This window comes from Streptomyces sp. NPDC050704, from assembly GCF_040654355.1.
GTDB lineage: Bacteria > Actinomycetota > Actinomycetes > Streptomycetales > Streptomycetaceae > Streptomyces.
In genome coordinates, this window is record NZ_JBFAHW010000184.1 from 1 (window position 1) to 13,785 (window position 13,785).

A 13,785-nucleotide genomic window follows, 5' to 3' on the forward strand; every position below is an offset into this window, starting at 1 on the left:
CTCGGAGCCGCTGGCCCGCGCCCTGCGCCGGGAGGGCTACGAGGTTGAGGTACGCGAGGACGGACCCACCGCGCTCGACGCCGGCACCCATGTCGACGAGCAGGTCGACCTTCAGACCGAGCAGTTTCCCCTCGCGGGTCGCGGCGATCTCGATGTCCTGGATCTGGCCGCGCCCGTGGTGGGTGGCGAGATAGCCCTCGGAGCGGGACTCGGTCCACTTGACCGGCCGGCCGAGGCGCCGCGCGACGACGAGCGAGACGACCTCCTCGCCGTACACCTGGAGTTTGGAGCCGAAGCCGCCGCCGACGTCGGGGGCGATCACCCGCAGCTTCTGCTCGGGGACGCCGGTGACGGTGGAGAGCATCACCCGCAGGACGTGCGGGACCTGGGTCGACGAGTACACGGTGTACTCGCCGGACGCGGAGAGCGGGGTGACGACCACCGCGCGGGGCTCCATGGCGTTGGGGATGAGGCGCTGCTGGAGGTAGCGGCGGTGCAGGACGACGTCGGCGCGCCCCTTGACCGTCTCGTAGGGCTCGCCCGTGGCCAGCGGCCAGACGTAGCAGCGGTTGGTGCCCTTGTCCTCGTGGACCAGCGGGGCGTCGGCGGCGAGCGCGGCCTCCAGGTCGAGTACCGGGGGCAGGGGCACGTAGTCGACCTCGACGGCTTCCAGCGCGTCGGCGGCCGCGTACCGGTCGCGGGCCACCACGACCGCCACCGGATCGCCCGCGTACCGCACCTCGTCGACCGCGACGGCCGGGTGGTCCGGCAGGACGATGTCCTCGGTCACCGGCCAGGCGCACGGCAGCGATCCCGTCCCCTCCGCGAGATCGCGTCCGGTGAACGCGGCGACGACACCGGGCTGTTCGAGCGCGGGCGACACGTCGATGCGGTCGATCCTGGCGTGCGCCATCGGGCTGCGCAGGATCGCCAGGTGCAGCAGCCCGTTGACGCTGATGTTGTCGGTCCAGTTGGTCTGCCCGGTGACGAGCCGGGCGTCCTCCTTGCGGAGGCGGGAGCGGCCGACCTCGCGTTCGGTGACCTGGTCGCTCATGTCGTGACCTCCTGTCCGGAAGCCGCGGATGACGCGGAGGCTCCCGAGACGTCCAGGACCGCGCGCACGATGTTCTGATAGCCGGTGCAGCGGCAGAGATTGCCCTCCAGGGCGTGCCGTACGTCGTCCGCGCTCGGCTGCGGATTCTCGCGGAGCAGATCACGCGCGGCCATGATCATCCCCGGGGTGCAGTACCCGCACTGCAAGGCGTGGCGCTCGTGGAACGCCTGCTGCAGGGGATGCCACTCCCCGTTCGTGGCAAGCCCCTGGACGGTGGTCACTTCGCTCCCGTCGGCCTGGACCGTGAGCACCGAGCAGCTCTTGACGGTCTCGCCGTCCAGGTCGACCGTGCAGGCCCCGCAGTTGGAGGTGTCGCAGCCAATGGGGGTGCCGGTCAGGCCCAGCCGGTCACGCAGGTAGTGGATCAGCAGAAGACGGGGTTCCACTTCGTCCTCGTACGTCGTGCCGTCCACCTTCACCGAGATGCGGGTCATGTGCCCTCCCTTGGAACCGTGAGGGAAATCAGTCACCGGACGTGATGTGCGTCACTCTAGGACCGCGTTCGGGGAGGGGCGAGAGCCGCGGCAGGCATTTGTTGAGCGTTAATCCGTTGCCGCCGCACGGCGCTTCCTGCTGGACTGCGGGGGACCAGTCGGCAGGGATCTGAAGAGATCAAAGAGTTCAGAGAGACCAAGGAGCAGCAATGCGAGCACCGTTCATGTCCGCCCAGGAAGGAATCCCCCTCACTTCAAAGGACATGACGCACGGTGCACATGCTGAACCTGGGAATTCTGGCGCACGTAGACGCCGGTAAGACGAGTCTGACCGAGCGGCTCCTGCACGCCGTCGGTGTCATCGACGAGATCGGCAGCGTCGACGACGGCAGCACCCGGACCGACTCCCTCGCGCTGGAGCGGCAGCGGGGCATCACCATCAAGTCCGCCGTCGTCTCCTTCGCGATCGACGACGTCACGGTCAATCTGATCGACACCCCCGGACACCCGGACTTCATCGCCGAGGTGGAGCGGGTGCTGAGCGTGCTCGACGGCGCGGTGCTCGTGGTCTCGGCCGTGGAGGGCGTCCAGGCGCAGACGCGTGTCCTCCTGCGGACGCTGCGGCGACTTGGCATTCCGACGCTGATCTTCGTGAACAAGATCGATCGCCGCGGTGCCGACCCGGACCGCGTGCTGCGCGGCATCGCCGAGCGGCTCACTCCGGCGATCGTGCCGATGGGCCGGGTCGACGGACCCGGTACCCGCGCCGCCCGCGCCACCGCGCACACCGGGTTCACCACCGGCATGCTCGACGTCCTTGCGGCCCACGACGACGCCCTGCTGGCCTCATACGTGGAGGACGACACCGTCTCGTACGGCCAACTCCGCGCCGCCCTCGCCGAGCAGACCCGCAGGACGCTGGTCCACCCGGTCTTCTTCGGCTCCGCGATCACGGGTGCGGGCGTGGACGCGCTGATCTCCGGCATCAAGGAGCTGCTCCCGGCCGCCGACGGGAAGCCGGACGGCCCGGTGTCGGGCACCGTCTTCAAGGTCGAGCGGGGTCCCGCGGGGGAGAAGATCGCGTACGCCCGGATGTTCTCGGGGACCGTACGCACCCGGGACCGGCTGTCCTTCGGCGACGGTTACGGGGGCGGTGACGGCGGCGGGGAAGGGAAGGTCACCGCGATCAGTGTCTTCGACCAGGGCTCGGACGTCCGGGAGACGGCCGTGGCCGCGGGGCGGATCGGGAAGCTGTGGGGCCTCGGAGGTATCCGTATCGGCGATGCCTTTGGGGTATCACCGATTTCGGACAGGGACCGGCGGCACCACTTCTCCCCGCCGACCCTGGAAACGGTCGTCTTCCCCTGCCGTCCCGAGGACAGGGGCGCCCTCTACGTCGCGCTCACCCAACTCGCCGAGCAGGACCCGCTGATCAACCTGCGCCGGGACGAGCGGCGCCGGGAAGTTTCCGTGTCCCTCTACGGAGAGGTCCAGAAGGAGGTCATCCAGGCGACCCTTGCCGAGGAGTTCGGCCTGGATGTCGGCTTCCGGGAGACGACGACGATCTGCGTCGAACGGCCCGTCGGCAGCGGTGCGGCGGTCGAGTTCAACGGCAAGGACCCCAACCCGTTCCTCGCCACCGTCGGGCTGCGCGTCGACCCCGCGCCGGTCGGCTCCGGGGTGGGGTTCCGGCTGGAGGTCGAGCTCGGGGCCATGCCGTACGCCTTCTTCAAGGCCGTCGAGGACACCGTGAAGGAGACGCTCGGTCAGGGCATCCACGGCTGGCAGGTCACCGACTGCACGGTCACCATGACGCACTCCGGCTACTCGCCCCGGCAGAGCCACGCGCACCAGGGCTTCGACAAGAGCATGTCGAGCACGGGGGCGGACTTCCGCGGACTCACCCCGCTCGTCGTGATGGAGGCCCTGCGGCAGGCCGGTTCCCACGTGTACGAGCCGATGCACCACTTCCGCCTCGAAGCCCCCGTCGACACACTGGGCGCGCTTCTCCCCGTCCTCGCCAGACTGCGGGCCGTGCCGCAGACCACGGAGACGCGGAGTACGTCGTGTGTGCTGGAGGGGTCGGTCCCCGCGGCCCAGGTGCACGAACTGGAGCAGCAACTGCCGGGCCTGACCCGCGGCGAGGGCGAACTGGAATCCGCCTTCGACCACTACGCACCGGTCGCGCGCGGCACGGCGCCGGAGCGGCCGCGGACCGACCACAACCCGCTCAACCGCAAGGAATACCTACTCAACGTGACGCGCCGGGTCAGCGGGTGATCACCACAACGTCCCTGCGAAAAACGTGACTTACTCTCAAGTCAGGAGTATTGACGGGCCAAAGATGCGCACGGGACTGTTGTGGGCATGTCGAAGTTGCGTGTGCATCTGCTCGGCGTCCTCGTACTCCTCACCGGTCTTCTGACGACCACTGGAGCCCAGTCCGCCTCCGCCCTCCCCGACGACCTCTGGTTCGACCAGGCCGCCGCGGCGACCCTCACTGTCCAGAACGGCCGCTTCACCGACGGCCTCGGCCGTGAGGTCGTGCTGCGCGGCTACAACGTCTCCGGCGAGACGAAACTGGCGGAGAACAACGGCCTGCCGTTCGCCTCGGTCGCCGACGCCAAGAAGTCGGCGACCGCGCTGCGCGCCCTCGGCGGCGGCAACTCGGTCCGCTTCCTGCTCTCCTGGGCGTACGCCGAACCCGTACGCGGACAGGTCGACACCACGTACCTGGCCGCCGCCACCGACCAGCTGCGTGCCTTCCTGGACGCCGGAATCCGGGTCTACCCGGACTTCCACCAGGACCTCTACTCACGCCACCTCTTCGACCACGACAGCTGGTACACGGGTGACGGCGCCCCCAAGTGGGCCGTGGACGCCGGTGACTACCCGGACGAGTACTGCGGCATCTGCCCCTTCTGGGGCCAGAACATCACCTCGAACGCCGCCGTGACCGAGGCGTCGCACGACTTCTGGCACAACGCCCACGGACTCCAGGACGCCTTCCTCACCACCGCCCAGAAGACCATGGCGTACGTCGAACAGCACCTGAGTGACGCCCAGTTCGCGGGCGTCGTCGGCTTCGACCCGTACAACGAACCGCACGCGGGCACCTACGACTCCGGCCAGACCAGCCGAGCCTGGGAGAAGGACGTCCTCTGGCCGTTCTACGAGAAGTTCCGGGCCCGGATGGACGCGGCGGGCTGGCAGGACAAGCCCGCCTTCGTGGAGCCGAACCTCTTCTGGAACGCCAACCTCGACTTCCAGAAGCAGGAGGGCGGCCTGCTCGACGCGGGCAAACTCGGGCCGGACTACGTCTTCAACACCCACTTCTACGACCAGAAGGCGATCTCGGGCATCTTCATGTGGGGCAAGGCGGGGGACGGGCAGTACGCCACCGACTTCGGGACCGTGCGCGACCGGGCCGCGGCCGCCGGCACGGCAGGCATCATCAGCGAGTTCGGCCACCCGCTCGCGGGCAACGTCTCCGACAAGGCGCCGACCGTCCTCAAGGCGATGTACCAGGCCCTCGACTCCCGGGTGCCGGGCGCCAGTTGGTGGACCAACCCGGCCCAGTCGGGCCCCGTCCTGTCCGGTTCGCAGTGGCAGTGGGACATCTACAACGGCCGCCACAAAGAGCTGATGAACGGCAACCCCGACAAGGTGCTCACCCACGGCGACGCCTGGAACGACGAGGACCTGTCCGCCGTACGCCTCGACGATTCGGGCAAGGCCGTACTGCGTCAGGACGCCCGGCTCCTGGACCGCGTCTACCCGAGCGCCACGGCGGGCAGGACGGTTGCCTTCACCTACGAGGACCGTTCGCGGGACGGCTCCACCACCCTCACCTGGAACCCGGTACCGAGCTCACTCCCGCGCGTGGCCGAGCTGGTGGGCTCCGGGCAGTACAGCCTCCTGGCGTGGCGTTCCGACGGCAGCGCGGAACCCACCGAACTGCACCTGCCCGCGTCCTTCCCGACCTCGTCCACCACGGTGGTCTCCGACCTCGGCGTGACGGCCGCGCCGCCCGCGTACACGAGGACCACTCCGATCGCGGTCGCGTCCGAGCCGGGCGGTACGGGCAGCCGTCGGCTGCTGCTGACCGCCCCGGACTCGGGCACCCTGCACTACGCCCTGGTCACCAACGGCGCGACAGCCCCGTCCGCGGCGCTGCTGAGCGCCGCACGGACGGAGCTGTCGAACTGGGCCGCCACGAAACTCGGTTAGGCGGGAGTCACTTGGCGGCGGGCCCGGTCCAGTCCGCCGCCACCTGAGCGAGACGTACGCGCTGGGGGTGGTCGCCGACCGCCACGGACGCCGTCTTCTTCCCGGTGGCGAAGTCGATGGCGGTGACCTGGTCGGAGCCGCTCTCGGAGATGACGCAGGACTTGCCGTCACCGCTCACCGTGGCCCAGTAGGGCTTCGAGGCGGTGACGAGCGGGCCCTCCTGGAGAGTGGACCGGTTCACGACCGTCGCGTAGTCGTCCATGGTCCCGGCGACGCACAGCTTGCTGCCGTCGGGGCTCATGGACATGCCGTGGTGGCGGGAGTCGTTGACCCAGGTCGTACGGTCGTCGCTGGTCGCCGGGTTCTTCGGGAGGGTCTTGACCCGGGTGACCTTGTCGGTGGCGACGTCGTACTCCACGAAGCCGTTGAAGAACGACACCTGGAAGTAGAGCTTCGACTCGTCCGGCGAGAAGGCGACCGGGCGCACGGCGTCGGACAGGTCGCTCCGCCCGAAGGCGTCGAGCCGCTCGCGCATGTCGATGACCTTGACCTGCTCGTACGTCGTGGCGTCGACGACCGTGATGCGGCGGTCGCCCTTCGTCCAGTCCAGCCACGGCTCGTCCAGGGCGGTGTTCACATCGCCGATCGACATGTTCCAGAGGTACTTCCCGTCGGCCGAGAAGACGTTCTCGTGCGGCTTGTCGCCGGTCTTGAACGAGCCGAGCTGCTTGCCGGTGGTGATGTCGAGGACGTGCACGGTGTTGGAGATCGAGGCCGAGACCGCGACCCGCTTGCCGTCGGGGGAGACCGCCATGTGGTCGGAGCGGTAACCCGACACCGGGAAGCGCCAGTTGATCTTTCCGGTGGCGAGGTCGATGGACACCACGTCGGCGAAGCTGGGCCGCGAGACCACCATGGCCGAACCGTCCGGCGTGGAGTACATGTCGTCGACGAACTGGTCGTGGCCCTCCCCGACGCCGTTGCGGATGGCCTGGAAGTAGATCCACTTGATGGGATCGGCGTTGATCTCCGCCAGCCGCTGCTCCTTGTCGGGGACGACGTTGATCCGGCCGATCTTCGCGAGGTCGCCGCTGGACTTGATGACGTCGGCGGTGCCGTCCCAGTTGTTGCCGACGAACATCACCTCCCGCAGATCGGCGGAGGCGGTCGGCGCCCCGGCCGCGGTGGCCGAGCCGGTGACGGTCAGGACGAGGGCGGCCGCGATGGACCAGGCGTGCCGGGCTCTGAAGGCGGACATGACCGAACTCTCCTATTTGTGGGGAGCATGACAATGCGGAAAATCTGAAAACGCGCACGTTCAGAATGGACTTACTGGAAAGTAAGGAGAGGGGGCCACTCTCCACAAGAGTCCGGACAGGACAAAATTGGCCACAGGACCAACGAGGGAGAGCCAGTGGCGGGCAGACTCAGAGCGCCGACCGGCCGTTATGGGGGCAGGACCGCCGAGGAGCGGAAGACCGAGCGGCGCCAAAGATTTCTGGACGCCGGACTCGGGCTCTTCGGTGACGACCCCGGCTACCGTGCCACCACCGTCGCCGCCCTGAGCGAGGCCGCCGGCCTGTCCACCCGCCAGTTCTACGAGGAGTTCCGCACTCTTGAGGACGTCCTGGCCGCTCTCCACCTCCAGGTGAACGACTGGGCCGAGGAAGCCGCCCTGTCCGGTCTCGCCGAGGCGGACGGACAGGGCATCGCGGAGCGCGCCACGGCGGCCTTCCGCGCCTACGCCGCCAACGTGACCGGCGATCCGCGCCGGCTGCGCATCACCTTCGTCGAGATCATCGGCGTCAGCCCGCGACTGGAGCGCCAGCGGCTGGCCCGCCGTGCCCGCTGGATCGAGTTCATCTGCGCCGAGGCGGCTGCCGCCGTGGAGCGGGGTGAGGCCGCGCCCCGCGACTACCGGGTCGCCGCGGCGGCGTTCATCGGCAGCGTGAACGGGCTGCTGCACGACTGGAGTTCCGGCTGGGTCGAGGCGAGCCTCGACGAGGTCGTGGACGAACTCGTCGGGCTGCTCCTGGGAATCCTGCGCCCGGCCGGCTGGCGTCCGGCGGAGGCTTGAGTTCCTTGTCCCGGTAGAGCCCGGAGGGCCCGGTGGCCCGCGCCGGTGTGGCCCGAAGCCTCAGACCTCAGCCCCTAGCCTCCGGCCAGCCGGTTCACGGCGGCCAGGACGGGACCCACTCCGTCCTCGTCCCGGAGCCGCCCGGCCAGCGCCTTCGCACGGCATGCGTACACCGGGTCGGTGACGGCACGCGCGACGGCGCCCCCGAGCGCGTCGGCGGTCAGCCTCCGCAGCGGAACCACCCCTGGGGCCACCCCGAGCGAGACGAGCCGGGCGGCCCAGAACGCCTCGTCGAACTGGATCGGCACGGGCACGGCCGGCACACCGGCCCGCAACGCGGCCGCGGTGGTGCCCGCGCCCGCGTGGTGGATCACCGCGGCCAGCCGCGGAAACAGCGCCGAGTGCGGGACCTCGTCCACGGTGAACATGTCGTCACCGGTGGCGCTCAGCCCGGCCCAGCCCCGCTGGACGACGCCCCGGACTCCGGCCGCACGCAGGGCCCGTACGACCTCCGTGCTCAGCCGCCCGGGATCGGGCACGGTCGCGCTGCCCAGGCCGAAGAAGACCGGGGGAGGCCCGGCGTCCAGGAAGTCCGCCAGCCCACGCGGGAGTTGGGGCTCAAGGTCGTACGGCCACCAGTACCCGGCGATACCCAGCCCCGGTCGCCAGTCGCGGGGCCGGGGCACGACCAGCGGGCTGAAGCCGTGCTGGACCGGCCAGTCGAGCCGCTCGCGGGCCCGCCGGGCGGCCCGCGAACCGAGGGGTGGCAGACCCAGTCGAGCTCGCAGCGCCCGAGTCGTGTCGGCGAAGATGCTCTCCACGGCGACGTTGACGACACGCCCCGCGAGCCGGTTACCGGCCGGCCCCAGGGAGCGGGTGCCGATCACCGGCGGGGCGAACTCCCCTGTGGGGGCCAGAGGTTGGAGATAGACGCCCATGCTCGGCAGCCCGTGCCCCTGGGCGACGGCATGACCGAGCGGCCCGAGCGAACTGGACAGCAGCAGCACATCGGCGGCCCCCGCCGCCGCCACCAGATCGTCCGTCATGCGCCCCACCAGCGACCTGGCCATCTCGACCACCCGGGCCAGCTTCCCGACACCGGTGCCACTGCGATGCAGGGCGAGCCCGCGTACGGACTCCAGTTCCGCCCGCGGATCGACGGGCAGCGGGTGAAATCCCACCCCCGCGGCCGCCACCAACGGCTCGAAACACGCGTGGGTCACCACGGTGACCTCGTGTCCACCGCGCGCCAGACCGTGCCCAAGTCCCGTATAGGGCGCGGCGTCGCCCCGTGACCCCGCCGTCATGATCGCTACTCGCACGACGGCCAGTATGGCGCCGACAGGGGGACGAGTCCCGCTGCCGGCGCCGTGTTTCTCGCCGAGCTGTCGAGCTGTCGGATCAGCCGACGTTACGAATGAGCCACTCGTCGGGGTTGTACGTGTCCTTAGCCGGGTCCGGATCCGTGGCCGGGACCTCTTGGACGGTGTCCTCCGGCGCTATCCGCTCAGGCAGCTTGCCGAACCGAGCCTGACGCGCCGCCTCCGCGGCATCCTGAACCTCTTCGGGGTTCGCCATGACGTCCCGCCCTTCTCGGTCGACTTCTTCCGCCCAACTCTACGTCGCGGGACTGGAGGCCGAGCTTCGTCAGTCGTCGAGAACAGCGAGCTCCAGCGCGCGCAGTCGGTTCGGGTCGGCGATCACGTCGATCTCGGTGATCCGGTCGTCCGTGATCGTGAAGGCGAGGACCAGGAACAGCCGTCCATGGGGAGCCATCGCGAGTCCGACCGACCCGTCCACCAGTACAGGACCGGTGAACCGGGCCCGTCCGGTGGCGGCCATGGCGCCCTCGGCCACGGTTCGCGCACCGCTGACCACAACGGGCTCGGGCGTGGGGACGACCGTCCTGTCGGCGTGGAGCACCACGTCCGGGTGGAGCAGGGCGACCAGCGCGTCGAAGTTCCCGCCGCGGGTGGCGGCCAGGAAGGCGTCGACGACCCGGCGTTGACGGTTCAGGTCGGCGGCAGGCAGCGGAGAGGCCCCTTTGACCCGGCGTCGGGCCCGGCTCGCGAGCTGTCGGACCGCGGCCGGCGACCGCTCCAGCATCGGGCCGATCTCGTCGAAGGGCACGGCGAACATGTCGTGCAGCACGAAGGCGAGCCGCTCGGCCGGCGCCAGCGTGTCGAGCACCACCAGCAGCGCCACCCCGACTGAGTCGGCCAGCAGCGCCTCCTGCTCGGGATCACGCCCGTCGACCGGGCCGAGAGCCAGGTCAGGACCGTGCGCGTCGAGGGGCTCCTCGCGCCGGTGTTCGCGGGATCGCAGCATGTTGAGGCAGACGCGGGCGACCACCGTCGTCAGCCATCCACCGAGGTTCTCCACGCTGTCGGTGTCGGCGCGACCGACGCGCAACCAGGCGTCCTGAAGGGCGTCGTCCGCCTCACTGGCCGAGCCGAGCATCCGGTAGGCCACCGCGTGCAGCCGGGGCCGGTGCTCGCTGAAGCCCTCTGTCAGCCAGTCGAGCTCGTCCACGTGTCACATTCCTTCGTCGCCCGGGGTCATGGCAGCAGATCCGCGAAAACCCAGCTGAAGGTACCGGGCGGCCGACTCCCGGACCGAGCGAATTCGGAGGAACCATGACCTCTCCCATCCTGGTCACCGGTGGCACGGGCACCCTGGGCAGCCACGTGGTCCCCCTCCTGCGGGCGGCCGGCCGCGACGTACGCGTCCTCAGCCGGCACAGCCGCGAGTCCGGGGACAACGGCATCGAGTACGTGACCGCCGACCTCCTGAAGAGCGAGGGGATCGACGCCGCCCTGGAAGAAGTGGAGACCGTCCTGCACCTTGCGGGCGGCCCCAAGGGCGACGACGAGGCGACCCGCAACCTGGTGGCTGCCGCGTCACGGGCCGGAGTACGGCACCTGGTCTACATCTCGGTCACTGGCGCGGACACGATCCCGCTCGGCTACTTCCGGTCCAAGCTGGGCGCGGAGCGTGCCGTGGCCGGCTCCGGTCTGCCGTGGACGACACTGCGCGTGGCCCAGTTCCACGACCTGGCCCTGAAAATGGTGCGGGGGATGGCGAAGCTGCCCGTGGTACCGGTTCCGGGCGGACTCCGGTTCCAGCCGGTCGACTCCCGCGACGTGGCGGCCCGACTCGTGGAACTCGCCCTCGACAAGCCGGCCGGCCGGGTCCCCGACCTGACCGGACCGACGGTGTACGGCATGGCCGACCTGCTCCACGGATACCTGAAGGCCCGCGGCAAGCGCCGCCCCCTGCTGCCGGTCCGCATGCCGGGAAAGGCCGGCCGGGTGTACCGGGCAGGCGACAACCTCTCCCTCGCGGACACCACCGTGGGCAACCGGACCTGGGAGGACTTCCTGGCGGAGCGGGTCGGCTAGGACCTGTCCGCCGGATCGTTGCCGGCCGTCGCCAGTAGCTCTGCGACCAGGGGGTTCTGGTCGTTCTTGCGCCAGGCGACGGCGACTCGCGTGCGGGCGGCGCTGGGCTTGATCCCGCGGAAGGCGACGCCTTTGAGGCGGATGCGTCGGATGCTCGCCGGGGCGACGGAGATGCCCAGGCCGGCTCCCACGAGGGCGCACACGGTCTGCCACTCCACCGCGTGCTGGGCCACCTGGGGTGTGAATCCCGCTGCGATGCAGAGGGTGACGATCTGGTCGTGCAGTTGCGGGCCGACCGGGCGGGGCAGGAGCACGAAGGGTGACTCCGCCAACTGCGCGAGGTTCACGGTCCGTTGGGCGGCCAGCGGGTGGGTGGACGGCAGTACGGCCACGAACGGCTCGCTGAGCACCGTCCGGAAGCCGAGCTCTGTTTCGTCGGCTGGAGGTTCGCGCAGCAGACCGATGTCGATGATCTTGTCGTGCAGGGCAGCGATCTGCGGCGCGGTGGTCATCTCGTGGATGTCCAGAAGCACGTCGGGGAACTGCTGCCGGAAGGTGCGCAGCAGGCCGGGCAGGACGGTCAGTGCGAGGGAGGCTGCGAAGCCGATCCGCAGGCGGCCGGCCCGACCACTGCCGACGGCGCGGGCCGCGGCCAGGCCGTCCGCGAGGTCGGCGAGGGCCCGCCGTGCGGCGGGCAGCAGCTCTCGGCCTGCCGGGGTGAGGGTGACGCGTCCTGGATCGCGGCTGAACAGCGCGTGGCCGACCTTGTCTTCCAGCCGGCGGATCTGTTGGCTCAGCGGTGGCTGGGCAATGCCCAGGCGGGCGGCCGCGTGGCCGAAGTGGAGTTCCTCCGCGAGTACGACGAAAGCGTGCAGCTGTGGCAGGGGGAGTTCGGGGCGCTCCATACGCTTAGAGATATCAGACCATGCCCGCAGCTGTATTAGACGTATCAATGCTGGTCACTTAGCGTTCGGCGCATGACAGAGCGACGTGCGATCCTCAGCGGCTCGACCTTTGAGGAGCGGATCGGATACGCCCGTGCCGTGGTCGACGGCGACTGGGTGCATGTGTCCGGAACGACCGGGTTCGACTACGCCACGATGACGATCTCCGACGACGTGGTGGAGCAGGCCGAGCAGTGCCTGCGCAACATCGAAGCCGCGCTGGCCGAGGCGGAGTGCACCTTCGCCGACGTGGTGCGGGTCCGTTATCTGCTGCCCGACCGCGAGGACTTCGAGCTCTGCTGGCCGGTTCTGCGCCGCTGCTTCGGCGAAGTCCGGCCGGCCGCCACGATGCTCGTGTGCGGCCTCGCCGACCCCCGCATGAAGATCGAGATCGAGGTGTACGCGCGGAGGGCCTCCGAAGCGCCGATCGCGCCTGTCACGCCTGTCGAGGCCCATGAACCCCCTTACTACGTGGCTGTCTTCACCGCAGTGCGAACCCAGGACCAGAACGACTACAGCGAGACCAACGCGCGCTTGGAAGACCTGGTGAAGGACATCCCCGGCTACCTGGGGATGGACCACGCGCAGACCCCTGGCGGGCTGGGCATCACCGTCAGCTACTTCCGCGATGCCGACGCCCTCACGGAGTGGCGGACCGACGCCGAGCACCGCGCGGCGCAAAAACTCGGGCAGGCCGAGTGGTACCAGAGCTACTCGCTGCACGTGGCGAAAGTGGAGCGGAGCCACGGGTTCACGCGAGCGGAGGACGCGCAGAGCCCGACAGCAGACTGACCAACCGCAGTACGCCAGTTGCCGCCTCAGCCGCCTCAGCGCCTCAGCCGCCTCGACCGAGCGAAGCGACCAGCATGGCCGCCGAGGTGCAGAGCGTGATCCCGAGCAGGCATACCGCATACACGCGCCGGCGCAGCTTGCGGTACGCCTCCTCGTACTCGGCCCGCAGTTCTCTGCCACGCCGGGCGGTGCGCTGCCAGGAAAGCCGGGAGAGCGCGAGGTACTCCTCCGCATAGCGCTCCTCGACCTCTGCGCGCTGGGTGTCGGTCAGCCACCGGAACTGCCCGGTGAAACGGTCGGCTTCGACCCGCCCCTCGCTGCGGGTGGCTTCGATCAGCAGATGGCCTTCCAGCGCGTTGATCAGGGCGCCGGCGTCGATCGGCCGGTTGTCCATCGCGGTCATCGAAGAGCCTTCTCCGTCGTGGGCAACTCCACTCCCATGGCGCCGATTTCGGGGTGGTGCAGGTCGAAGGCGGGGGATTCGGAACGGATCCGCGGCAGCGTGAGGAAGTTGTGCCGCGGCGGCGGGCAGGACGTCGCCCATTCCAGTGAACGGCCGTAACCCCACGGGTCGTCGACCTCGATCTTCTTGCCGTACTTGGCGGTCTTCCAGATGTTGTAGAAGAACGGCAGCAGGGACAGGCCGAGGACGAAGGAGGAAATACTGGAGACCGTATTGAGGACCGTCAGGCCTTCCACGGCCAGGTAGTCGGGAATCCGGCGCTGCATTCCGTTCGTGCCCAGCCAGTGCTGGACGAGGAAGGTGCCGTGGAAGCCGATGAACAGCGTCCAG

The 13,785-nt window shown here is 69.6% G+C and carries 13 protein-coding genes and 2 pseudogenes; 6 read left to right on the top strand and 9 right to left on the bottom strand.

All coding sequences use genetic code 11. The features are described from left to right. Together AB0I18_RS49030 and AB0I18_RS49035 are read right to left on the bottom strand one after the other, a co-directional pair. The coding region (locus AB0I18_RS49030; protein WP_363112348.1) for a molybdopterin cofactor-binding domain-containing protein at window positions 1-1,054 on the bottom strand (1,054 nt) is incomplete at its 3' end. After that, window positions 1,051-1,548 (bottom strand): (2Fe-2S)-binding protein, encoded by a 498-nt coding sequence (locus tag AB0I18_RS49035; protein ID WP_363112349.1) that lies wholly within the window; start codon window positions 1,546-1,548, stop codon window positions 1,051-1,053. The genes AB0I18_RS49030 and AB0I18_RS49035, both read right to left, overlap by 4 nt. 273 nt (window positions 1,549-1,821) lie before the next feature. Between AB0I18_RS49035 and AB0I18_RS49040 the strand changes: the two genes are divergently transcribed. Beyond that, entirely contained in the window at window positions 1,822-3,828 is a 2,007-nt protein-coding gene (locus AB0I18_RS49040; RefSeq protein WP_363112350.1) for a translation factor GTPase family protein, read from the top strand. A gap of 87 nt (window positions 3,829-3,915) precedes the next feature. Then, complete coding sequence (locus AB0I18_RS49045; protein ID WP_363112351.1) at window positions 3,916-5,778, top strand: cellulase family glycosylhydrolase; 1,863 nt, start codon at window positions 3,916-3,918, stop codon at window positions 5,776-5,778. Between the two features lie 7 nt (window positions 5,779-5,785). Here AB0I18_RS49045 and AB0I18_RS49050 read toward each other — a convergent pair whose 3' ends face one another. Continuing rightward, window positions 5,786-7,036: a YncE family protein gene (locus AB0I18_RS49050; RefSeq protein ID WP_363112352.1), complete on the bottom strand. Its 1,251-nt coding sequence runs from the start codon at window positions 7,034-7,036 to the stop codon at window positions 5,786-5,788. A gap of 156 nt (window positions 7,037-7,192) precedes the next feature. On the opposite strand from AB0I18_RS49050, the gene AB0I18_RS49055 reads away from it, so the two are divergent. Continuing rightward, complete coding sequence (locus AB0I18_RS49055; RefSeq protein ID WP_363112353.1) at window positions 7,193-7,855, top strand: TetR/AcrR family transcriptional regulator; 663 nt, start codon at window positions 7,193-7,195, stop codon at window positions 7,853-7,855. Window positions 7,856-7,929: 74 nt separating this feature from the next. Here the strand turns inward: AB0I18_RS49055 and AB0I18_RS49060 are convergent, their stop codons facing one another. From AB0I18_RS49060 to AB0I18_RS49070, 3 genes are all read right to left on the bottom strand, one after another. Continuing rightward, entirely contained in the window at window positions 7,930-9,162 is a 1,233-nt protein-coding gene (locus AB0I18_RS49060) for a glycosyltransferase (protein ID WP_363112359.1), read from the bottom strand. A gap of 94 nt (window positions 9,163-9,256) precedes the next feature. Continuing rightward, window positions 9,257-9,433 carry a hypothetical protein gene (locus AB0I18_RS49065; RefSeq protein WP_363112354.1) on the bottom strand — a complete coding sequence of 59 codons (177 nt, stop codon included), beginning with the start codon at window positions 9,431-9,433 and terminating at the stop codon, window positions 9,257-9,259. Window positions 9,434-9,502: 69 nt separating this feature from the next. Beyond that, entirely contained in the window at window positions 9,503-10,387 is an 885-nt protein-coding gene (locus AB0I18_RS49070) for a sigma-70 family RNA polymerase sigma factor (RefSeq protein ID WP_363112355.1), read from the bottom strand. A 104-nt stretch (window positions 10,388-10,491) separates the two neighbouring features. On the opposite strand from AB0I18_RS49070, the gene AB0I18_RS49075 reads away from it, so the two are divergent. Then, on the top strand, window positions 10,492-11,256 hold the full coding sequence (locus AB0I18_RS49075) for an NAD(P)H-binding protein (RefSeq protein WP_363112356.1): 765 nt from the start codon (window positions 10,492-10,494) through the stop codon (window positions 11,254-11,256). Here AB0I18_RS49075 and AB0I18_RS49080 read toward each other — a convergent pair. Next, a complete protein-coding gene (locus AB0I18_RS49080; RefSeq protein WP_363112357.1) occupies window positions 11,253-12,161 on the bottom strand; it encodes a LysR family transcriptional regulator in 909 nt (302 codons plus the stop codon). The two genes, AB0I18_RS49075 and AB0I18_RS49080, sit on opposite strands and share 4 nt — an antisense overlap. 72 nt (window positions 12,162-12,233) lie before the next feature. Between AB0I18_RS49080 and AB0I18_RS49085 the strand changes: the two are divergent. After that, window positions 12,234-12,611, top strand: a pseudogene (locus AB0I18_RS49085) (RidA family protein); the annotation flags it as partial. A gap of 60 nt (window positions 12,612-12,671) precedes the next feature. Beyond that, a complete protein-coding gene (locus AB0I18_RS49090; protein ID WP_363112360.1) occupies window positions 12,672-12,992 on the top strand; it encodes an antibiotic biosynthesis monooxygenase in 321 nt (106 codons plus the stop codon). Between the two features lie 43 nt (window positions 12,993-13,035). Here AB0I18_RS49090 and AB0I18_RS49095 read toward each other — a convergent pair whose 3' ends face one another. Together AB0I18_RS49095 and AB0I18_RS49100 are read right to left on the bottom strand one after the other, a co-directional pair. Continuing rightward, window positions 13,036-13,395, bottom strand: coding sequence for a hypothetical protein (locus tag AB0I18_RS49095; protein ID WP_363112358.1), 360 nt, complete (start codon window positions 13,393-13,395; stop codon window positions 13,036-13,038). Continuing rightward, window positions 13,392-13,785 (bottom strand): annotated as a pseudogene (locus AB0I18_RS49100) (cytochrome ubiquinol oxidase subunit I); the annotation flags it as partial. The pseudogene AB0I18_RS49100 and the gene AB0I18_RS49095, both read right to left, overlap by 4 nt.

Coding starts and splice junctions, on each gene's coding strand:
- AB0I18_RS49075 (WP_363112356.1), top strand. CDS start 10,492: ATGACCTCTCCCATCCTGGTCACCGGTGGCACGGGCACCCTGGGCAGC.
- AB0I18_RS49035 (WP_363112349.1), bottom strand. CDS start 1,548: ATGACCCGCATCTCGGTGAAGGTGGACGGCACGACGTACGAGGACGAA.
- AB0I18_RS49095 (WP_363112358.1), bottom strand. CDS start 13,395: ATGACCGCGATGGACAACCGGCCGATCGACGCCGGCGCCCTGATCAAC.
- AB0I18_RS49065 (WP_363112354.1), bottom strand. CDS start 9,433: ATGGCGAACCCCGAAGAGGTTCAGGATGCCGCGGAGGCGGCGCGTCAG.
- AB0I18_RS49060 (WP_363112359.1), bottom strand. CDS start 9,162: ATGACGGCGGGGTCACGGGGCGACGCCGCGCCCTATACGGGACTTGGG.
- AB0I18_RS49080 (WP_363112357.1), bottom strand. CDS start 12,161: ATGGAGCGCCCCGAACTCCCCCTGCCACAGCTGCACGCTTTCGTCGTA.
- AB0I18_RS49050 (WP_363112352.1), bottom strand. CDS start 7,036: ATGTCCGCCTTCAGAGCCCGGCACGCCTGGTCCATCGCGGCCGCCCTC.
- AB0I18_RS49045 (WP_363112351.1), top strand. CDS start 3,916: ATGTCGAAGTTGCGTGTGCATCTGCTCGGCGTCCTCGTACTCCTCACC.